General features: G+C 41.1%; 22 protein-coding genes. 8 read left to right on the forward strand and 14 right to left on the reverse strand.

Translation table 11 applies throughout. The annotated features are described in order from the left end of the window. Positions 1-13: 13 nt before the first annotated feature. The 4 genes from ACP2AF_RS05450 (at position 14) to ACP2AF_RS05465 (ending at position 3,327) form a co-directional block, all read left to right on the forward strand. Positions 14-370 carry a four helix bundle protein gene (locus ACP2AF_RS05450; protein ID WP_425235226.1) on the forward strand — a complete coding sequence of 119 codons (357 nt, stop codon included), beginning with the start codon at positions 14-16 and terminating at the stop codon, positions 368-370. A gap of 117 nt (positions 371-487) precedes the next feature. Further along, entirely contained in the window at positions 488-1,141 is a 654-nt protein-coding gene (locus ACP2AF_RS05455) for a CoA transferase subunit B (RefSeq protein ID WP_425235227.1), read from the forward strand. A gap of 492 nt (positions 1,142-1,633) precedes the next feature. After that, on the forward strand, positions 1,634-2,161 hold the full coding sequence (locus ACP2AF_RS05460; RefSeq protein WP_425235228.1) for a GNAT family N-acetyltransferase: 528 nt from the start codon (positions 1,634-1,636) through the stop codon (positions 2,159-2,161). Between the two features lie 11 nt (positions 2,162-2,172). Then, positions 2,173-3,327, forward strand: coding sequence for a serine hydrolase domain-containing protein (locus ACP2AF_RS05465; RefSeq protein ID WP_425235229.1), 1,155 nt, complete (start codon positions 2,173-2,175; stop codon positions 3,325-3,327). Between the two features lie 7 nt (positions 3,328-3,334). On the opposite strand, the gene ACP2AF_RS05470 is transcribed toward ACP2AF_RS05465, so the two are convergent. Together ACP2AF_RS05470 and ACP2AF_RS05475 are read right to left on the reverse strand one after the other, a co-directional pair. Then, on the reverse strand, positions 3,335-4,495 hold the full coding sequence (locus tag ACP2AF_RS05470) for a methionine aminotransferase (protein ID WP_425235230.1): 1,161 nt from the start codon (positions 4,493-4,495) through the stop codon (positions 3,335-3,337). A 64-nt stretch (positions 4,496-4,559) separates the two neighbouring features. Next, positions 4,560-4,841, reverse strand: coding sequence for a hypothetical protein (locus tag ACP2AF_RS05475; protein WP_425235231.1), 282 nt, complete (start codon positions 4,839-4,841; stop codon positions 4,560-4,562). 207 nt (positions 4,842-5,048) lie between these two features. On the opposite strand from ACP2AF_RS05475, the gene ACP2AF_RS05480 reads away from it, so the two are divergent. Continuing rightward, entirely contained in the window at positions 5,049-5,765 is a 717-nt protein-coding gene (locus ACP2AF_RS05480; protein ID WP_425235232.1) for a helix-turn-helix domain-containing protein, read from the forward strand. A 74-nt stretch (positions 5,766-5,839) separates the two neighbouring features. Here the strand turns inward: ACP2AF_RS05480 and ACP2AF_RS05485 are convergent, their stop codons facing one another. Beyond that, positions 5,840-6,322, reverse strand: coding sequence for a very short patch repair endonuclease (locus ACP2AF_RS05485; protein WP_425235233.1), 483 nt, complete (start codon positions 6,320-6,322; stop codon positions 5,840-5,842). Between the two features lie 126 nt (positions 6,323-6,448). Here ACP2AF_RS05485 and ACP2AF_RS05490 point away from each other — a divergent pair, with 126 nt between their 5' ends. Beyond that, entirely contained in the window at positions 6,449-7,375 is a 927-nt protein-coding gene (locus ACP2AF_RS05490) for an AraC family transcriptional regulator (RefSeq protein WP_425235234.1), read from the forward strand. Positions 7,376-7,438: 63 nt separating this feature from the next. Here ACP2AF_RS05490 and ACP2AF_RS05495 read toward each other — a convergent pair whose 3' ends face one another. From ACP2AF_RS05495 to ACP2AF_RS05510, 4 genes are read right to left on the reverse strand one after another with little or no spacing between them, the layout of a single operon-like run. After that, positions 7,439-8,185, reverse strand: a complete 747-nt coding sequence (locus ACP2AF_RS05495; RefSeq protein WP_425235235.1) for a succinate dehydrogenase/fumarate reductase iron-sulfur subunit — start codon at positions 8,183-8,185, stop codon at positions 7,439-7,441. A gap of 50 nt (positions 8,186-8,235) precedes the next feature. Beyond that, a complete protein-coding gene (locus ACP2AF_RS05500; protein ID WP_425235236.1) occupies positions 8,236-8,613 on the reverse strand; it encodes a four helix bundle protein in 378 nt (125 codons plus the stop codon). Between the two features lie 33 nt (positions 8,614-8,646). Continuing rightward, the gene (locus tag ACP2AF_RS05505; protein ID WP_425235237.1) at positions 8,647-10,650 is read right to left on the reverse strand and encodes a fumarate reductase/succinate dehydrogenase flavoprotein subunit; all 2,004 of its coding nucleotides are present in this window, start codon (positions 10,648-10,650) and stop codon (positions 8,647-8,649) included. 2 nt (positions 10,651-10,652) lie between these two features. Continuing rightward, positions 10,653-11,321: a succinate dehydrogenase cytochrome b subunit gene (locus ACP2AF_RS05510; protein ID WP_425235238.1), complete on the reverse strand. Its 669-nt coding sequence runs from the start codon at positions 11,319-11,321 to the stop codon at positions 10,653-10,655. A 265-nt stretch (positions 11,322-11,586) separates the two neighbouring features. Here ACP2AF_RS05510 and ACP2AF_RS05515 point away from each other — a divergent pair, with 265 nt between their 5' ends. Both ACP2AF_RS05515 and ACP2AF_RS05520 read left to right on the forward strand, forming a co-directional pair. Further along, complete coding sequence (locus ACP2AF_RS05515) at positions 11,587-12,477, forward strand: RimK family alpha-L-glutamate ligase (protein ID WP_425235239.1); 891 nt, start codon at positions 11,587-11,589, stop codon at positions 12,475-12,477. Continuing rightward, entirely contained in the window at positions 12,455-13,429 is a 975-nt protein-coding gene (locus ACP2AF_RS05520) for a succinylglutamate desuccinylase/aspartoacylase family protein (protein WP_425235240.1), read from the forward strand. The genes ACP2AF_RS05515 and ACP2AF_RS05520 overlap by 23 nt, the downstream gene beginning before the upstream one ends. 49 nt (positions 13,430-13,478) lie before the next feature. Here the strand turns inward: ACP2AF_RS05520 and ACP2AF_RS05525 are convergent, their stop codons facing one another. From ACP2AF_RS05525 to ACP2AF_RS05555, 7 genes are all read right to left on the reverse strand, one after another. Next, positions 13,479-15,134: a hypothetical protein gene (locus ACP2AF_RS05525; protein WP_425235241.1), complete on the reverse strand. Its 1,656-nt coding sequence runs from the start codon at positions 15,132-15,134 to the stop codon at positions 13,479-13,481. Positions 15,135-15,155: 21 nt separating this feature from the next. Next, positions 15,156-17,042 carry a sulfatase-like hydrolase/transferase gene (locus tag ACP2AF_RS05530; RefSeq protein WP_425235242.1) on the reverse strand — a complete coding sequence of 629 codons (1,887 nt, stop codon included), beginning with the start codon at positions 17,040-17,042 and terminating at the stop codon, positions 15,156-15,158. A gap of 113 nt (positions 17,043-17,155) precedes the next feature. Further along, positions 17,156-17,698, reverse strand: coding sequence for a hypothetical protein (locus ACP2AF_RS05535; protein ID WP_425235243.1), 543 nt, complete (start codon positions 17,696-17,698; stop codon positions 17,156-17,158). 35 nt (positions 17,699-17,733) lie between these two features. Continuing rightward, entirely contained in the window at positions 17,734-18,855 is a 1,122-nt protein-coding gene (locus ACP2AF_RS05540; RefSeq protein WP_425235244.1) for an acyl-CoA dehydrogenase family protein, read from the reverse strand. Between the two features lie 125 nt (positions 18,856-18,980). After that, positions 18,981-19,844, reverse strand: coding sequence for an AraC family transcriptional regulator (locus ACP2AF_RS05545; protein WP_425235245.1), 864 nt, complete (start codon positions 19,842-19,844; stop codon positions 18,981-18,983). 125 nt (positions 19,845-19,969) lie between these two features. Continuing rightward, positions 19,970-20,410, reverse strand: a complete 441-nt coding sequence (locus ACP2AF_RS05550) for a hypothetical protein (RefSeq protein ID WP_425235246.1) — start codon at positions 20,408-20,410, stop codon at positions 19,970-19,972. A 151-nt stretch (positions 20,411-20,561) separates the two neighbouring features. Next, a complete protein-coding gene (locus ACP2AF_RS05555; RefSeq protein ID WP_425235247.1) occupies positions 20,562-20,951 on the reverse strand; it encodes a DUF2721 domain-containing protein in 390 nt (129 codons plus the stop codon). Positions 20,952-20,955 lie beyond the last annotated feature (4 nt).

Consider the following 20,955-nt stretch of genomic DNA (forward strand, 5'->3'; position numbering starts at 1 on the left):
AAATAATGAAGCAATGTCGAAGAGGGAAAATCCCGTTCTGGAGAAATCCATTGATTTTGCACTTATGATTATTGAATTTTGTGAACTTCTAGAAGAAAAGAGAAAATTCACAGTAGCCAATCAACTATTAAAGTCGGGAACAAGTATCGGAGCTAATGTACATGAGGCACAAAATGCCGAGAGCATGGCTGACTTTATCCATAAGATGAAAATTGCCCTTAAGGAATTGGAAGAAACCAAATACTGGCTTGAACTATGTGAGAAGGCAAAATCATATCCGCACAATATGGATTTAAGGACAAGGATTGACGAATTGGGACTCATTTTGTACAAAATAGTGAGTACTAGTAAGAAGAAATCCAAAAAGTAGTTGGAGGCCCCAACTTTAGAATACAGCTCTATTGATACATTGTTTTATTATTACATTTAAAAGTTTGAGGATAGCATAATCGTACAAATTTCAGATTAAATTTTACACTAACTTAAGATGTTAAATAAAGAAGGAATAGCAAAACGAATAGCTAAGGAGGTCAAGGATGGTTACTACGTAAATCTAGGGATAGGCATTCCTACTTTGGTAGCCAATTTTGTACGCAATGATATCAATGTAGAGTTCCAAAGTGAAAATGGAGTACTGGGTATGGGCCCTTTTCCGTATGAGGGTGAAGAGGATGCGGATATTATCAACGCCGGAAAACAGACCATTACCACTTTGCCCGGAGCATCCTTTTTTGATTCGGCCACTAGCTTTGGGATGATTCGTGGCCAACATGTGGACCTTACCATTTTGGGTGCCATGGAAGTGGCGGAGAACGGTGACATTGCCAATTGGAAGATTCCTGGAAAAATGGTAAAGGGCATGGGGGGTGCCATGGACTTGGTAGCAAGTGCGGAAAATATCATTGTCGCCATGATGCACACCAACAAGGCCGGCGAATCCAAGCTTCTAAAACGATGTACACTTCCGCTTACAGGGGTAGGTTGTGTTACCAAAATAGTGACGAATCTAGCGGTATTGGAAGTCACTTCAAAAGGGTTCAAATTGCTGGAACGGGCACCGGGAGTGGATGTAGAGGATATAAAAAAAGCCACGGAGGGTGCTTTGATCCTTGAAGGCGATGTCCCGGAAATGACACTTTAAAGTTCACGATTACTTATAAATACCAAGCAGTGGAACGAAGTAAGTTTGTTCAAAGAAATTCCGAATATCGACCTTGAATTTTCACCAGTATTTCCAAGACTTTTTTGGAAGTCATGCCATTCGTCGAGGCATTTTATCGAAGAAAATGACCGTTCATCCCTTTCACAACATTTTGTGAAGACTTCACAACAATAGTTTCCATTTGGCTAGTCTCTAAAGTACCTTTACCAAACAAATCAATTCAAAAGTTTCAGACCCCAAATCTGATTTTTTTCAAAACCCACAGATCTATGGAAGCCCAAATTAACCATGCTCCGACCAAAGAAGAAATTCAAGTGTACAAAAGCGATTTTTTTAGCGGTATTGTCATGTTGACCAAGAAACTATTTATGCTATAGCATTTTGGTAAAAATTCTAGAAAAAGGAGCAGTATAACCTACACTGCTCCTTTTCTTTTTTCTAATTTTGGGTATGGGCCCAAACCAAAGGCATTTGCTTCTTCAAAAATGCAATCAAAACCATTTGGACGAACTTGTTGAACTGTCTCTAAGAACATTCAAGGACGCCTTTGAAGCGGATAACGACCCAGAAGACTTTAAAGACTACCTGCGTACGGCATTTCATAGGGATGCCATATTGGCCGAGCTGCAAGATAAGGATGTAGGCTTCTACTTTGTTAAGGTCGGTACCGAGACGGCGGGTTATTTTAAGCTGAATGAAAATTTGGCCCAGACCGAAGTTAAGTCAGTTACTAGTATCGAATTGGAACGCATCTATGTTCTAAATACCTTTCAAGGCTCAGGAATAGGGGCATGGATGCTTGCCGAAACAAAGCGAATTGCCTCTGAAAAAGGGAAACACTTTCTTTGGTTGGGGGTCTGGGAGAAGAACCGCAAGGCTATTCGATTTTATCAAAAGCATGGATTTATAAAATTCGGGACCCACCCCTATTTCATTGGAAAGGACAAACAAACCGATTGGTTAATGCGGTTTGATTTGATTAATTTGGATTCTCAATAAATTCTTTTGAAATGAAGTATTCCACTCTGATTCTTTTCTGTCTTTTTTCCCTGAGTACCCTTTTCGCCCAGAAGGACTATTATTTTCCGGAAAGAAATGACTTATGGGAAATCAAGACTCCAAATACTTTTAAAATTGATGAAAATAAACTTCAAGGAGTTGTGGAGTTTGCCAAGGAGAATGAATATTCCGGTTCCAGGGATCTCCGTATCGCTATTCTAAAAGGTTTTGAACGTGAACCTTTTCATGAAATTCTGGGTCCCACCAAAAAAAGAGGTGGCCCGGCCGGAATGATTTTGAAAAACGGTTATATCATAGCCCAATGGGGGGACACAAAAAGGGTAGACATGACCTTTAGCGTTACCAAGAGCTTTTTAAGCACGGTGGCCGGACTTGCCGTGGACCGTGGTTTAATTGCCCAAACCAGTGATAGGGCAGCAAACTATATCTGGGATGGCACTTTCGATGGGGAACACAATGGAAAAATTACTTGGGAGCATTTGTTGCAACAGAATTCCGATTGGTCCGGTGAACTTTGGGGAGGAAAAGATTGGGCCGACCGTCCACCTCGGGAGGGCGATTTAGACGATTGGAAATTCCGCAAGCTTAATGAACCGGGAACCGTTATGGAATACAATGATGTACGCGTTAATGTTTTGGCCTATACATTGACCCATGTATGGCGAAAACCTTTGCCCATGGTGCTCAAAGAGAACTTAATGGATAAGATTGGTGCTTCGACCACTTGGAGATGGCACGGGTATGACCATGCATGGACGGAGATTGATGGTGTTCGGATGAAATCGGTTACGGGAGGCGGACACTCGGGGGCCGGAATGTTTATTAGCACCGAAGACATGGCCCGGTTTGGTTTGTTGTTCCTCAATCAAGGAAAATGGGAGAATCAACAACTTATTAGCGAAGATTGGATAAAAAAAGCCATTGTACCTTCTAAACCCAATGTAAATTATGGTTATATGTGGTGGCTGAACAAAAAAGGCGATCGGCACTGGGAAGGACTTTCGGAAAATATCTATTATGCCGCAGGCTTTGGAGGCAACTACATCGTCATTGACCATGAGAACGATTTGGTAGTGGTAACGCGTTGGTTGGAACCTAGTAAATTAGGTGAGTTTATGACCATGCTGAACACAACCCTGAAGTAAAACAACATTATTGAACGCGCCTTAGAATTTCGGTGGCTTTTTCCAAAGTTTCTTCGGTTTTGGCAAAACAAAATCGTAATACTTTATCGTCCCGGTTATTCAAATTGAAAGAGGATATTGCAATACTCGCTAATTTGTAATCCACTATTAATCGCTGTGCCAAAACCTCGTCCGGCTCATCGGTTATTGCGGTATAGTCCAGCAATTGAAAATAAGTACCTTGCGAAGGTGTAAACCTAAATTTAGAACCGGCGAGCCTACCTAAAAAATAGTCTCTTTTTTGTTGATAGAAGTCCTTCAGATCCAAATAATGTGTTTCATTTTTTAGGTACTCCGCCATAGCCCGCTGCACGGGATGATCTACACAGAAAACGGCGAATTGGTGTGTTTTTCGGAATTCGTGCATCAGTTCGGCAGGTGCGACACAGTAACCCATTTTCCATCCGGTAACGTGAAAGGTCTTTCCAAAAGAAGCACAGACAAAACTTCGCGAAGCCAAATCATCCAAGCGGGAAACACTTTCATGTTCCTTTCCATCAAAAACAATATGCTCGTATACCTCATCGCTAACCAAAATGATATTAGTATCCCGTAGACTTTCCTGAAGCTGTAGCATATCGGTTTTGGAGAAAATCCGTCCACTGGGATTATGCGGGGTATTGATGACGACCATCCTGGTCTTTGGGGTAATCTTGGTTCTAAATTCTTCCCAATCCACATGATAATCCTTCCCTTTCAGTTGAACAGTGACAGGAACGCCACCGTTCACTTCAATGGCCGGCTCGTAGCAATCGTAAGCGGGCTTTAGCACAATAACCTCATCGCCTGGGTGGACAAATGCAGTAATCGCTGTAAAAATGGCCTGGGTGGCCCCAACGGTTACCGTAATTTCTTTTTCGGGGTCATAACTTCGGCGGTGCAGCTTTTCTATTTTCTCGGCGATGATTTCCCGAAGTCCATAGTAGCCCTGCATAGCGGCATATTGGTTATGGCCGTGTAGCATAGCATCGGATACCAAACCCATTAGCTTTCTATCGGCTTCAAAATTGGGAAATCCTTGGGAAAGATCAATAGCCTTGTGTTTTCTCGCCAGATTGCCCACGGTGGTGAAAATGGTTGTTTTTGCATTAGGGAGTTTAGAAGGGATATTGGTCTTAAAAATAGCCATGAACAGGAGTGTTGCCCTAAAAATAGACAATTTTAGCACTTACTGATTGGGCAAAAGGGAATGTTTACCCATGAGTTTGTAAAAATTTGTGCAGATAGTGCTTATCTCCCTCGGCCAAAAGCTGTCTTGCCAATGAATTGTCAAAGGCGATCCGCAGAAGCTCTTCAATGGCTTTGGAGTTTGATTTTGTTAGACTATTGGTTCTATAGATTACGTCTCTAATAGTTGAAAAGCTAACGCCTGTAGTGGTGGCCACATTGGCAAAATCATCTTTGGTAGTGTTTCTTCTTAGCGTAAGCGATAATTTCTCGTTAATGGGTTTTCCGTATTCCTGATCTGTAAACATGGGTTGTAGTGTATTAGGGGGTTAATAAACTTATAGTATTATGATACATTGATTCTTTTCCCAATTATGTTCCAGGGGTGTGGTTTGAGTATTGTATAGTGCTGTTGCGTATTTTGTTATATTTGTTTGTAAACGACATACAAATAGTGCAGTTTAATTTCGTTTTTCTACAAAATATGTAGGATTATTACACAATAATACAAACTTATGTTTATATTAAAGCAATTAAGGCGTAAAAAAAATATAAATCAGACCGATTTGGCCAAGGCCATAGGGGTAAGTTTGCGTACAATTCAGCTGTATGAAAAAAAAGATGCCAATATTCCCATAAAAAATCTTACAAAAATTGCGCAATATTTTGATGTCACTATTGCAGAGCTATATTCCAATGAAAACCTCAATGAAAAGGGTGCGGCATATGATACTCCTGAAACGATTGAAAAGGGACACACCATAACCAAGTTGGCCCCGGGCAAATATTTAATTTCGGCTCCCTTGGTGCTTACCGAACAATACGGCAAATTCTCAAAGCAATATCCCAAAAAAGTATTTGTACATACTTTGCCCAAAACGGGATTTATTGTTGATCGTGTGTCCGTAGCACAGTACATGGCCTTTGAAATTTCCAATGATTCCATGGATGATGGTTCTTTGAAAGGTATCCCGTTCAAGTCCATAGTTTTAGGCAAGTTGATACCCCATGAAAAGCTACAAGGCCATATACAGAACAATCCCGAAAGTCTTTCGATATTGGTATACAAGGGAAACGTAATGTGCAAGGTAATCGGTGATTACAACAGAAGGAACAAGACCGTGGTATGCAAAAGTCTTAAGGATTCCCCGGAGTATACCGATTTTGAGATAAAGATTAAGGAGATAGAGCAGTTGTATACCATTTTGGGGAAACAGACCGCCCATATATAAAAAGAAAGGATCAACCAATAATTTTTATCTTATACGGGTAGAGGTCTTGTGTTTTTAATGAAGAAATACCGAGACTAGTCCCAGGAGCTTTTTACAGATTCTAAATGGGAAATAACCTGATCCACACAGACGTCCAGTTCCTTTTTTATTTTGCTCTCCCAAAAACGAAAAACCATATAACCGGATTTTTTTAGTTCAAGATTTACCTCCTTGTCCCGTTGCATGTTTCGTTCTATCTTGGCGATCCAAAATTCCCGATTGGTCTTTATTTTTGGCTTCCGTTCCTTCCAATTATGACCATGCCAATATTCGCCATCGATAAAAATCACCGTTTTGTATTTTTTTAGGGCGATATCAGGTTTGCCTATCAATTTCTTGTAGTCAATTCTATAGCGATATCCTGCAGCCCAGAGCGCCTTTCGGAAGGCCAGCTCGGGTTTGGTATTCTTGCCTCGGATCTTGCCCATGATTTTGGAACGTTCCGGGGTAGTATAGAACCCTGATTCCTCATTGAATCGAGGTACCTTAATACGTTCTTCCGGATAGTTTTTTGGCATGGCTTAAAAATACCAAAAGTGTTTTGTAAAGGAAAACATCCAGGAAATTTAACGAATCTTGCGACATTGATAATTGCTTGATTTTCTCCGGGGAAACCCCTTATTTTTAGAAAAAAATCATGGGTAATGGAAAATAGGAATCAACAACAGCTACTGTATATCCATAGGATCAACAAGGTTGTGGAGTATATTGAAAACAACCTGGATGCAGATTTATCCCTGGAAGAACTCTCTAAAATTGCCTGTTTCTCACTTTTTCATTTCCATCGTATTTTCTCCGCCCTATTGGGTGAGACCCCGAACGGTTATATAACCCGAAGGCGCATAGAAAAGATTGCTGGCCGGTTATTCTATCCAGGGAAGAACGAATCATTGACCCAATTGGCCCATCAGTATGGTTTCAAAAGCATACATTCCTTCTCAAGGGCCTTTCGGAAATTTTATGGAATGAGCGCTACCGAGTTTCAGAAAAAGGGGCAAAGCGAGTTTAGCAAGATAGGCAAAATCGAAAGCAAGAAAGGAAAAACCAAAGTGTCCTTCCAGAAATACTTTTACAGCATGGATAATCTAAAAAACTGGTTACAAATGAAGACAAAAGTAGAAGTAAAGGAAATGCCTGAATTGAATTTAGTCCACCTCCGGCATCAGGGAGCGTATTCCGGGATTGGAAAAGTTTACGAAAGATTGATGGAATGGGCCGGCCCTAGGGGTCTTTTAAACTTTCCCAAAACCAAAATGGTGGGAATTTATTATGATAGTCCAAGAGTAACGGACGAATCAAAAATGCAATCCAGTGCCTGTTTGACGGTTGACACGGATGTGGAAACAAACGGTGAAATAGGCAAACTTGCCATTCCTAAGGGAAGGTTTGCTGTTGGCAGTTTTCAAATCAAAGTGGAGGAGTTCGAAAAGGCGTGGAATAGTATGACGCTATGGATTCCGGAAAACAACTTTGAATTAAGAGAAGGCCATTACCATGAAATTTATCATAACAATGGTAAACAACACCCCGAGGGGGTATTCTTTGTGGATATCTGTATCCCGGTCAAGTAAAAGAAAAAAACCCGGATTCCATTCAATGGAATCCGGGTTTTTTTCTTAAAACTTGAAATGTTTTTATCCTTCCACGGAGGCACTCAAATACTCCCTATTCATACGGGCAATATTTTCCAAGGAAATTCCCTTGGGGCACTCCACTTCGCAGGCACCGGTATTGGTACAGTTTCCAAAGCCCTCAAGATCCATTTGGCGTACCATATTCTGTACCCGTTCAGGAGCTTCCACCCTACCTTGTGGCAATAGGGCAAATTGGGAAACCTTGGCAGAGGTAAACAACATGGCACTGGCATTTTTACAGGCCGCAACGCAGGCACCGCAGCCAATACAGGTAGCTGCATCCATAGCCTTGTCGGCAATGTGCTTTTCAATCGGAATGGCATTGGCATCTACGGGATTGCCAGATGTATTCACCGAAATATACCCTCCGGCCTGCTGAATACGATCAAAAGCAGTTCGATCAACGATCAAGTCCTTGATTACCGGAAAAGCTTTGGCTCTAAACGGTTCTATTACGATGGTGTCCCCATCATTAAAGCTTCGCATATGTAGCTGACAAACGGTAATCAGGCGATCCGGACCGTGAGGTTGCCCATTGATCATAAGCGAACATGTTCCGCAGATACCTTCCCTACAATCATGATCAAACTCTACCGGCTCTTCCCCTTTTGCCACCAAATCCTCGTTAAGGACATCCAGCATTTCCAGAAAGGACATATCCGATTCTACATTATTCAAGGTATAATCAACGATTTTCCCTTTGGAATTCGCATCCTTCTGACGCCATATTTTTAAATATATTTTCATGCTTTAAAAGTTACTTTGTTGTTCAGTTATTATGTTACTGAGTTTGTTTATTAACTGACTCTGGAATCTTTCAAATATTTGATATAACCATTTAAAATTTTTTGAGTCCTATCATGAACATCCCGTAGTTCCTGTAGAACTTTTTTGGAGATGTAATTTTCATCAAATGCTATTATGGCATGATCTAATGTTTCATTTAAAGAGCCCCTGGCTATTCTGCAAAATTGGATATTCTCCTGATAATGAAACCTACCAAATCCTTCGGCAATATTATTTCCTACAGATCGAGAAGAACGTCTTATTTGACTTGCTAACTCAAACTTTTCAGAGTTGGGAAGCTTGGGAATAATATAATCTTTGACAAAATTCCGAAGGATCCGAGCTTCTTTCCAACAAGCTAATTCCTCAAAAGATTTAAGACTACCCAATTTTATAGCTTAATAACCCACTAACACAATAACCTATTTATAACTTCTTGTTTTCACTTTAATATTTTCATAGACCAAATCTTCCTTATGCAGTTTGGCATCCTTGGGCTCACCTACATATTCCCAAGCCGCAACATACTTAAAGTTCTTGTCATCCCGCAGGGCTTCGCCTTCGGGTGTTTGGTATTCTTCCCGGAAATGCCCACCGCAGGATTCATTTCTGTGTAGGGCATCTTTGGCAAAGAGTTCACCAAGTTCCAAAAAGTCGGCCACACGTCCTGCTTTTTCAAGTTCTTGATTTTTATCGTCCGGCTTTCCGGTTACTTTTACGTTTTCCCAAAAATCTTTACGTAATTCGGCAATTTCGGTGATGGCCTCCTTCAATTCTTTTTCATTTCTGGACATACCACATTTGTTCCACATGATTTTGCCCAATTTTTTATGGTAGTAGTCCACGGAGTTTTCACCTCTGGCCGACATTAATTTCGTAATTCGATTCTTGACCTCCTCCTCAGCCGTATCAAATTCTGGGGTATCCGTGGAAATGGGTCCCGTACGAATATCGTCGGAGAGATAATCACCTATCGTGTAGGGTAAAACAAAATATCCGTCCGCCAAGCCCTGCATCAATGCGGACGCTCCTAAACGATTGGCGCCATGGTCACTAAAATTGGCCTCACCAGCAGCATAGCAACCCGGTATGGTGGTCTGTAGATTGTAATCCACCCAAAGTCCGCCCATGGTATAATGCACAGCTGGATAGATCATCATTGGGGTCTCATAAGGATTCTCGTCAACGATTTTTTCATACATCTGAAACAGGTTGCCGTATTTGGCGGCGACAATTTCCTTACCTAGTTTTCGTACGGTTTCCTTATCCGGATTTTTAATACCGGAGGTATAGGCTTTTTCTTTGCCATAACGCATGATGGCGGCCTCAAAATCGAGGTAAACGGCTTCCCCTGTTTTATTTACACCATAACCTGCATCACAGCGTTCCTTTGCTGCCCTAGAGGCAACATCACGGGGTACCAAGTTTCCGAATGCCGGATATCTCCTTTCCAAATAATAATCCCTATCCTCTTCTTTTAATTGGGTCGGTTTCAATTTACCCTCCCGAATGGCCTGAGCATCTTCCAGGCGTTTGGGCACCCAAATTCTACCATCGTTTCGCAGGGATTCCGACATCAAGGTCAATTTGGATTGATGGTCTCCGGAAACGGGAATACAGGTGGGATGTATTTGTGTAAAACACGGATTGGCAAAGAATGCTCCTTTTTTGTGTGCTCTCCAAGCAGCCATAACATTGGCTCCCATACAATAAGTAGACAGAAAAAATAGATTACCATAACCCCCACTGGCCAAGACTACGGCATGTGCCGAATGTCTTTCAATATCTCCGGTTACCAAGTCCCTTGCAATGATACCACGCGCCTTGCCATCAACCAGTACCAAATCCAACATTTCATGTCGGGTATAGGATTTTATTTTTCCTCTTTGAATTTGCCGGTTCATGGCGGCATAGGCACCTAACAATAATTGCTGCCCGGTTTGACCCTTGGCATAAAACGTACGGGATACCAGTACGCCACCAAAGGAACGGTTGTCCAAAAGACCTCCGTACTCCCTGGCAAAAGGGACGCCTTGGGCCACACATTGGTCAATAATATTGGAAGATACCTCGGCCAACCGATGTACGTTGGCTTCACGAGAGCGATAATCCCCTCCCTTTACGGTATCATAGAAAAGGCGATATACACTGTCCCCATCGCCCTGATAGTTTTTTGCAGCATTTACCCCACCTTGAGCCGCAATGGAATGGGCCCTTCTGGGGGAATCTTGATAACAGAAAGTCTTTACATTATAACCGAGTTCTGCCAAGGTCGCCGCCGCAGAACCTCCAGCCAGACCTGTTCCTACTACAATAACATCTATATTCCGCTTATTTGCAGGGTTTACAAGGTCGATCTCATTTTTATGCTTGACCCATTTATCGGCCAATGGCCCTGATGGAATTTTAGAATCCAATACGCCCATAATTAATGTGTTATTGGGTTAAGGTGATGGTAGATAGCAATGAATGCAAATGCTAAGGGAACGACCACCGCAAATAGTTTTGTAAATGATTTTATGGCAGGAGTGTATTTATTGTTTACACCCATGCTTTGCAAGGATGAGGCAAAGCCATGCCACAAATGAAGGCTCAGCAACACGAAGGAAACCACATAGAGAATAGTTCGCCAAAACGGAGCGAATTTTTCAACCGTCTCTGCATAGTACCGGGAAGGATCTTCAGGGTTTGCCTCAACATATTTGTATGCCATTTCATGAATCCAAAAATCGTAAAAATGAAGACCCAGAAAAGCTAAGATCACCAAACCGGAATAAATCATGTTCCGAGAGACCCAAGGTGCGTTGGCACTACCTTTGTATTTCACATAGCCTATGCCCCGGGCCGCCTTGTTTTGCAACTCCAGGACAAACCCCATAATAAAATGGACAACGACCCCGGCGATCAATATGGGTTGCATAATAAATTGTACCAGAGGATTATATCCCATGAAATGGGAGGCTTCATTAAAAAACTCTGGAGAAATAACTGAGGCAAGGTTGATGGTTACGTGTAGTACTAAAAAAATCACTAAAAATAAACCCGAGAGCGCCATCACAACTTTTCGGGCAATTGAAGACTTTATCAATCCACTCATTAGTAGCTGGTTTTAACTACAAATTTAGGTTACAGGGGAGTTATTAACAAGTTTTAAGAGGGTTTAATAGAGTATTTAGACGCGTTTTGATCTACTTAAAAAAAGTGTAGAATATTGTCCCTTGAAATGAGATGTTTTCTGCAAAAATATCGAACAGCTAATGCGATTCTCTGGGATAGCAACAAGAATGTTTATCTTGAATTAGCGGAAATCTTTTTTTTGCCCGATATTACAATCTAGAACACTATACCATACGATTTTTAAAATGGACATTGGACTTCTTTCCGTCAGTATGAACGTCTATTCAACAAAGCGGATAGCCGAAGAGGCGGAAAAGCTTGGGCACTATATTGAGCTTATAGACCACACCAAATGTTCGGTAAAATTAGGTTCTGGCAAGCCCCAGATTTATCTACGGGATGAAAACATTACACAGGAATTCCATGCCGTAATTCCACGGATCGGGGCTAAGGTAACCCGGCATGGGGCAGCCATAGTAAAGCAATTTGAAATGAACGGGGTGTTCAGCACCGCTCGTTCCTTGGGCATTACAAGAGCTAGAAACAAAGTAAGAACATTGCAGATAATGGCCAGAAAAGGCATTCCCATACCAGAGACCTTGTTTTCCATAAACCCGGACAACATAGAGGAACAGATTAAAATTTTGGGAGGTACACCGGTGATTATAAAGCTTCAGGAAGGAACGCAGGGTCTGGGGGTGATTTTGGCGGAGACCAAAAAATCGGCCAAATCCATTATTGATACCTTTTATAAAATGGATACCAGTATTCTTATCCAAAAATATATAGAGGAATCCAATGGTGAGGATATACGGATTATCGTAATCGGTAACAAGATTGTAGCCGCTATGAAACGAATTAGTGAAGTTGGTGAATTCCGATCTAACGTACATCGGGGAGGTACAACGGAATCTATTAAACCTACGGCAAAGGAACAATTCATCGCCTTAAATGCTGCAAAACATTTGGGACTTGGGGTCGCCGGAGTGGATTTGATTCGCTCCAAAAAGGGACCTTTGCTAATTGAAGTCAATGCCTCCCCTGGGTTGCGGGGCATAGAGGCTGCCACTGGAATTAATGTTGCCAAGGAAATCATTTTATTTGTTGAGAGAAATGGACGTAGAAGAAGGAAATAGGGAAATCATCATAGGTGGTGAAACCGTTGTCCCCGGGGAAAGCAAACTTTTAAAAATTAGCATTGACCGCTTGCCCACCGGAACCCTAATTGATATTCCCATTTATGTTTTCAACGCCAAAAAACCGGGCCCTGTGTTATTAGTACAAGCTGGGCTTCATGGCGATGAAATCAATGGGATTGAAATTGTTAGGCGAATGCTTAAGCAAAGGGAATTTAAGGTCAAGAAGGGTGCGGTCATCGCTGTACCCATCCTCAACATTTTTGGTTTCATCCACTTTTCCAGGGATGTTCCGGATGGAAAGGATGTAAACCGAAGCTTTCCGGGGACGAAGACAGGATCCATGGCCAGTAGGATAGCCTATCATTACGTTACCGAGATTATGCACCAAATGGATTTCGCCATAGATTTGCATACGGGGGGTGCCCAGCGGCATAACTACCCACAGATTCGGTTTACCGAAGAGGATGAAAAGAGTAAAGATTTAGCGCAGATTTTTAGCCCACCCATTTCTTTTGCATCACGATTGATCAAGGGTTCGTTTCGAAATGCGGCGTATCGTATGGGAAAACCAGCTATTGTTTTTGAGGCTGGGGAAAGTATGCGTTTTGATGATCATGCTATTTTGGAAGGTATACAGGGCATTTTAAATGTGTTACAACATTTCGGGATGGTAACTAAAAAAGACCCACTCTTTGTGGAACGTGAGAGAACCATTCTTCTTAAAGATCGAAAATGGCTTCGTGCACCCACGGCCGGAATGTTCATTCCAGAGATTATCAATGGTAGCGAATTGAAAAAAGGACAATTAATGGGCATCGTAACGGACACATATGCCAAACATACGAAGCGAATAAAGTGCCCTTTTGATGGTTATGTCATTAGCGTGAATCATCAGGCAGTGGTCAATCAAGGGGATGCCTTGTTTCATTTGGGAAAGGGTATCTCCTAACTGCTAGCTGATGTATTTTCATAACCCAGGGCCAGTCAATGGTTGACATTCAAATAGGTCTTACCTTAATCGCATATTCGGCACCTTTCTTTAGGGTAAATTCGATTCCTTCCAGAAGCTGTTTTCCTGTATAGTTTGTTGACAAACCATTGGTCAGATCTTTTACTTCATAGGTTTCATTAGTATCTACGGTAAACCATTCTGGAAACTGGTTGATTCTTGGCCAATCAGCTGGCATTTGCATAATAGTCCGGTGTCTAGGGACATCAAATTTTAATGTTCCATACCAATCTTCTTCTGCGTTAATGCGTAGGATTATCCCATCGCCATGCTCAATAGCCCCAAATGTAATATCCGATCGCCAGGGTTGAATAGTGGTGCCCTGGGTTTTCCATAGACAATACATTATTGTGGTTCGGGCAAAATTACCATCCCCATGCCAACCTTCAATAATCCCGGATCTTTTCCATTTTTGAGCACTTTTTCGATGACTGGAATCCTGTAGGGACCACATAACCTGAATTTCACTCTCGATCCAATCCCTTGTAGATGAAAGAGGTTCCCGTGCATAAAGATTTAAGGCCCCCTCAATAGCATCGGCATATCCATCGGAAGACCCATTTTCCCAATCATATTTCCGGTATTTTTGATCGAGTGTTTCAAGTGCCTTTATCGTTGCCTCCCTGTAGGCCTTTACGGAATCGATTTGAAAAACTGTATAGAAGCCGTTTAGGGTATACCCAAAGTTATCAGCTATTCCTTCCCATTTTACAGTTCCGTTTCTGGGGTCAACGGCATTGTAGAAAAGGCCGTCATCATTTCGGCCAACCGCTAAAATCCGGTTGAGCATCTCGTGTATATGAGGTTGATATACCTCTTTTTTTTCAGGGGCTGCTTTACTTAAGGTGGCGTAGAGTTCGCATAATCCGGATACGATTTCACAACCATGATCTCGGAGCCTGAGCACCTCAAAGTTTCGAGTAGGATGATGGCCTCCCAAGAGATAATAATCCCCAAGTCTTGTGGCCCATTCCAGGTACTTCCCCTCTCCAGTCATCCAATAAATTCGTGAAAGCACCTGTAACATTTCACCATTTAACTCTACATTGGTGGAGGGAATATTTCCATAGGGCGTTTTTATCGGTGCATATTTCCAGATATCATCCAAAATGGCGATCATCCTTTCGGACCAAGGGCTTGGGCCCAACCATTCAGTAAGTGGTAAAAGGCCATCTTTTATATACTCGGAAGATCCGAACAACAAATTATTCAGATTATATTCTTGGGTCTCAAAATCTCTTTTATGAAACGAATAGGTGTCGGGAAGATTTCCCAAACGGGAGGTCATTTGGGTCTCCGTTCGCAGCATGTCCAACATCCGTCCTTGGAAAAGGTTCGAATCCGTTAAGGCGGCTGTTAAGACCATAAAAGGATAGTTATCCGCAGCCGCATCTTGGGCGTTCCAGATATCCAAACTTTCGTCCAAATTTCTAGGAATGAGACCGGTGTTTGAGTCCGCCTTGGCCAGCCAATCTGTAACAAACCGATGGCAACGACGAAGACCTTCATTGGCCAATAGGCCATTAATTTCTGCTTGCTCAAGGGCTAAGCTATCCGCTTTGGACAAGTTTTCACGGTTCCGGGAAGGGTGCGAACAGGAAACCGTTAGAATCAAAGTAAGACAGATAACAAAATAGGTTCTCATGGTCGTTCCATTCGGCACATATTATTCAATAGTCTCTCCGCAATTGATCAAGGTTTGGTCCAAGGCCATTCCAATAAACATGGGATAAGACCAATTTTTGTAGCGACCCCATACGTCTCCAGCTATTTTTGGAAATACTTTTTCCTTGATTAACGGAATCAATGGGGCAGCTTTTTCCCCTAGGTTTCTCACATTTACCGCAATATGAAGCAGCACAACTTCATTTTCGAAGTGTTGCAGTAAATCCTCTAGGATTTCTAATCCTTCCTTGGGTCGATTTAGCTTGTTGATCAAGATTTCCGCAGCCAACCCCTGATTGGGTTGCGAAGAATCATCCAATGCGGCTAATACATTTTCCTTTTGTGAGCTTATATTCCCCTCAAAGGCGTCAATCGCATTGAGCGCCCAAAAACGAACCGACGGATCCTCGTTTTGAATGTATTTTTCTAATATATCCAAATTCTGTATTCTCCCTACCAATTCAGCAGCTTCCAATACAAGTTCCGGCTTGTATTGGCTGGTATCCCTAGCCGTCTCATACACCGAACTATTTTCACCGGAGATCATCATTTGACCCTCTGCCATAAATCCTGTATCCCTTGTTTCAAGGATATGCTCTTTGATTTTTTCATGAAGCTTATTTTTAACTTCATCATATTGAGGATTACCGATTAAGTTGTGCAATTCATTGGGATCCTGTTGTAAGTCATACAGTTCTTCCGGAGCCTTAGGTTTAAACATTTTTAAGGATTCTTCGGAAAGCTCCCCTAAGTTCTTTACTCGAAACAGCTCCTTATAAGACCTTTTCCCTGTATTGAATATCTGCGCATTTTGAATGTATGCCCTATGGGGCAAATAATTTCGGATATATAAATATCTGCCATCAAAAACGGACCTACTAACGTCAAAAACATCATCTGCTCTATCTCTATAGCCATAGATATATTTTTTGTTTTGGGAATTGGCCCCCAAAAAGTTCTTTCCCTCCATGATTTCCGGAGTATCTACTCCCGCAAGGCCCAGCACAGTTGGAGCAAAATCTACGAAACCTACCATTTTATCCACATTTCCTGCATTAAGATTGGAAACCAAATGCTTGTATTTCTTTGGGGCATGCAATACAAAAGGTACGCGCAGCCCGGTATCATATAGCCATCTTTTGTAACGGGGCAACCCAAAACCGTGGTCCGAGAAAACAAAAACAATCGTGTTTTCATCAAGGTCGTCTTCCTTTAGTTGTGCCATCAATTTTCCTACTTCTTGATCAAAAACAGTGATGAGATCATATTGATGCGCCATTATGTTGCGGAATTCCTGCGTATCCGGAAAGTAGGGCGGAACCACCATATCCTTTGGATTATGTTTCTCTTCTAACGACTTGGTATCCTCGGGAACAAATTTATTCGCATGGCCCTCATGGGTTATCATAAAATTAAACACACTAAAAAATGGTTGTTCCTTTTCCCTATTCCTCCAATGTGCTTCTCTGCCTAAATCGTCCCACTTGTCATCAGGGCTAAAATTATAGTCCGTTTTGGAGTTGTTGGAAGTAAAATAACCTTTTTCCGACATGAGTTGGGGGAGGATTTTTAGATTTTCCGGCATTGGGATGGCAGACCTTAAGTTTTGGGTACCGGTGCTAGTGGCATACATACCCGTAATCAATGTTGCTCTGGCGGGGGCACATATGGGCGCATTGGAAAAGGCTTGGGTGAAAACATACCCTTGGCTTGCCAATGCATCTATGTTGGGTGTCGTCGCCATGCTATCCCCATAACAACCCCAAGCGGGGCTAATGTCTTCCGTTGATATCCATAAGATATTAGGTGGATTTATCGGCTCCTTTTCACCTTGTTTACAAGAGGGAAAAAGACCAATAACTATAAGGCTTAATAAAAGAACTCTCATAGATCGGTAGGTTTTGGAACAAGATACGAATAACCTTAATATCGAATGGTTGAATGTTCTTTATTAGGGGATAAAAAATCGCTCATGGGAGTTAAACCATTAACTAGATGTTTTTATAAAACATTGAATTGGACAGATTTATATTTTCCCCCTTTCCTAAGGCGAATATTGTATTTGCCTTTAAGTGGTTTTCCATTTCTATATTTCACAGAATAGGTTGATTTTTCAAAACCCCATCCCGGATATTTTCTAGCAATTATTTGACTTAGTTTTAATGGGACTTTTAAATTTTTATACTGTTCAGCGCTACTTATAATGTTTCCTAGAGGATCATATTTAATATATAATGTGGAATATGGGGATCTTATGACCACATTGTATTTTGATTTTTCGCTTTGATTATAAATGGCCAAAGAACTGAGATTAAAATTAGCTGCTTCCTGCTGTAGTCTGTCTATTTCCAATGACCGTTCATTTTGGGCATTTCTTTTTAGATAATCATAGTTTCTAATTTTTTTCACTGTTATTGATCTTGAGGGAGTGTTTGTTTTTGTCTTACTATTATGGGATGCAATTAGCTGTGCATCCTGTCCTTTACTTATTTGCATATTTAGGATAATGCAAAGAAAAACCGATGAAGAAATTATGCTTTTCATAATTTTTGATTTTTAGATTACTTGCTTTTAACGATCTATTCTCTTCCAAGAATTTGCTTTCCTGTGAATTCATATTGATTCCATTTAGGTAGTGGGTGAAACTGAGATGCCTGAACATCCCTAAATAATCTTTCAAGACGATGTAGTTTATAAAAACTCTGGCCTCCAACAATTTCCATGGCAAGGCTTACTACCTCTCTAGCCAAGTCCGAAACATTGGTTTTATAGGCTAACATGTTCGCTGTATCTAATTCCGAAGGTTTAAAAACCAGATCGTTGGTCAGCTCCAGCATAGCCTTCCATTGTGCTTGTCCGGAGAGCAAAGTGTTATGCAACCGACCAATACTATAGATTGAATGTTGCTGTCTGTTTTGTCGTGCACTTTTTACAGCTATTTCATGAGCATCTTGAGCTATGCCCAAGTAAGCTGACATAATCAGGGGCATGGCCACAGTTAAGACAATGTTCCATACAAGGTGAAATTCATTTTGCTTTCGTGTCAAGGCGATGGCATCTTCCGGAATGAAGACTTCATCAAAAAGAATGGTTTGAGATCCTGTGGCTCGCATCCCCATAACATCCCAGTCATCCATAAGGGATACCCCTTTTTGTTTTAGAGGAACTGAAAAGTGCAATACAGAGTTGTTTCCTTTCGGATTTTTAAGGATAGAGCTCGTAACCGCAATGTCACCGATAACAGATTGACTGGCAAAGTGTTTTTTGGCTGAAAACAAGTAGCCTCCATCAAGTTTTGTAAGCTCTCCATTGGATCCCAGCCAATCTTTGGCTCCGGTACTAACCAAAACCAAATGACTTTCCGCTATTTTGGCAAGTGTACCTGCCCCTTCATTTTTATGTTTGTATTTCCAGACCGCTGCAGCCACCAAATGTTGGTGCATAGAAAATGCCAACGCCGTAGAACCACAATAACGCCCAATAATCCTTATAATGTCGCACATTTCAGAATATGAAATTCCACTACCGCCTAATTCAATAGGAATTAGTGCGGAGAAATAACCTTCCGATTTTAGAAGCGCATAATTTTCATGAACAAATGTGCCATTAATGTCATGCTCCATTGCTTTTTCAGCAAATGATTTTCCCAGTTCATGCGTTTGTAGAATCCAATTTTTTGTTTGTGGTGTTTTTGTTTCCATGGTATTGTAATTTGTTTACCATGCAAAATTGGACCAACTTTTTCAGCTGTAATTTTCTCAAAAGTTCAAATGCTTTGTTCTGAAGGTCAGCCTAACCTGTTGGAAAAGAAAGGGATATTTATTTCCTATTTGTTTTTTGCAGCGCGAAACTGCTGGGGAGGAAGATTATATTTTTCCTTGAACGTCTTGTTGAAGTGTGAAGGGTTTTTGAACCCACTTTCATAACAGATTTCATTTATCGTAAGCGAGGAACGGGTAAGTAGTGCTTTTGCACATTCCAAACGCCTATTCTTGATCCAATTTCCCGGAGTCTCTTTAAAGTGTTCTTTAAAGTCCCTTTTAAAAGTGGATAAGCTTCTACCACATAGTCTGGCGAATTCGTCTAGGCCAATATTATGTTGAAAATTCTTGAGCATGGTATATTCCAAATCTGTTTTTTCGGTTTCCAAAAGAGAGTTCAGATACTTGGCCAACGATCTATTCCTTGGGTTTAAAATAATGTTGAACAGCAATTCCCTAAATTTTATTTCCACCAAACTTTTGGGGACGCCTCCTCTTTGCTTAAAGTAGTTAAAGACGCTATAGATCAAGGAGCTAAAAGTGTCATTGACATTAATTTCGAAAATTTGGCTATGCTCATTTTTCTCCGATAGGAATTGTAATGAAGGATGCTCCTTAAGAAAATTAATGATGAAGTCATCATTGATAAAAAAAAGTATGACACAAAAATCTACCTCAAAATGTTGTCTCGTTGTGTAAATACCCTTCCTTACGAATAGGGCCTCACCACCTTGTATATGGTATGTTTTGTTGGGGGCAATCCAATCCTTCTTTCCACTTATTACATAGTTAATGATATGCGAATCCGCGAACAACTGGAATTTTTCAACATCTATGGGACACTTATATTCAACAAAAAGATAATTGTCACCTACAAGTTTGTTGAAGTTTGGATTGTTCCTGAAGTATTGTTGAATATCGACGATCACATTTAAAAATACGAAATATTAGGAAGTCCTGTTTCATACAAACTATAAAACCTAATTGTAACAAGGACTTTGAACCTCTAGATGCAGGACGATTCAAAGGTTTCTGGCATACTCAGATGTATCGGCTATTGTGGTACTATACCAATTTCTTTGTTTCTGCTTTTGATTTTATTCACACTCCATTCCACGGCACTTTCCAAGTCGGAAAACTGGTTGATGGAATTTTGAAAAAACATCCGCTCCAGAACTAGGCTGGCAAAGCTACCCTGGGTACTTCCCACAACGGAATAAAAATCGAGCTGGTGTCTATTCTTATAAAACTTCACCCAATCTGCAGGTACTACCGTATAGCTGTTTATTCGGTTGGATATGTACGCGATGGGTTGATCTTCCCCAAAGATTTCATGGGCCGCCTTAATGGCTTTTTTGGCCATTTTCCAATTGAAGAAGGCACCTTCCTTCATTTCAGAAATGACCAAACCTTCGAAGTAATAGAAAACTCCGAATTCGAATTCTCGTATTTCCCGAATATTTTTAAAGAAATCAAGGTCTCTTACACGTTTCATAGCAAAATTTACGTATGAGGTATAAAGCATAAATATAGTATTATTTTTGGTTTTTCATCGCAAGGAAAAGAAGACCGCTACTTATGAAGTTTCTGACCCCATTCGAAGTGATGGCCATGGACTAATGTTCTTTTTTAGTGAATAGTGGGGACTATTTTTCCATATTGTTCAATTGAATGCTCAAAGCCTTGGTGGATAATTGTACCTCTATTAGCGAAAGTAAAAGGGAAACCATTAAAAACACCAAACTGATGCCGAAAATAACATTAGCCAAAATCTCTTGCTCTACGTAAATTAGGAACATGGTTACCGCTGATAACAAAAAACTGACAATGGCACTGGCCTGCATGTTTTTTATAATACCCAAGCGTTTACGCAATTGATGGATTTGTCTTTTTAGCGGGGACGAGGAGGATTCCTCAAATTGTTTGTGCAATTGACGAATTAGGGCGGCAATAGCCAAATAACGAGCATTATAAGCCAACATGGTCAATGAAATGGCAGGAAAAAGTAAGGCTGGAATACTTAGGGTCAATTGCATGGTA

The organism is Ulvibacterium sp. (assembly GCF_965248315.1).
GTDB lineage: Bacteria > Bacteroidota > Bacteroidia > Flavobacteriales > Flavobacteriaceae > Ulvibacterium.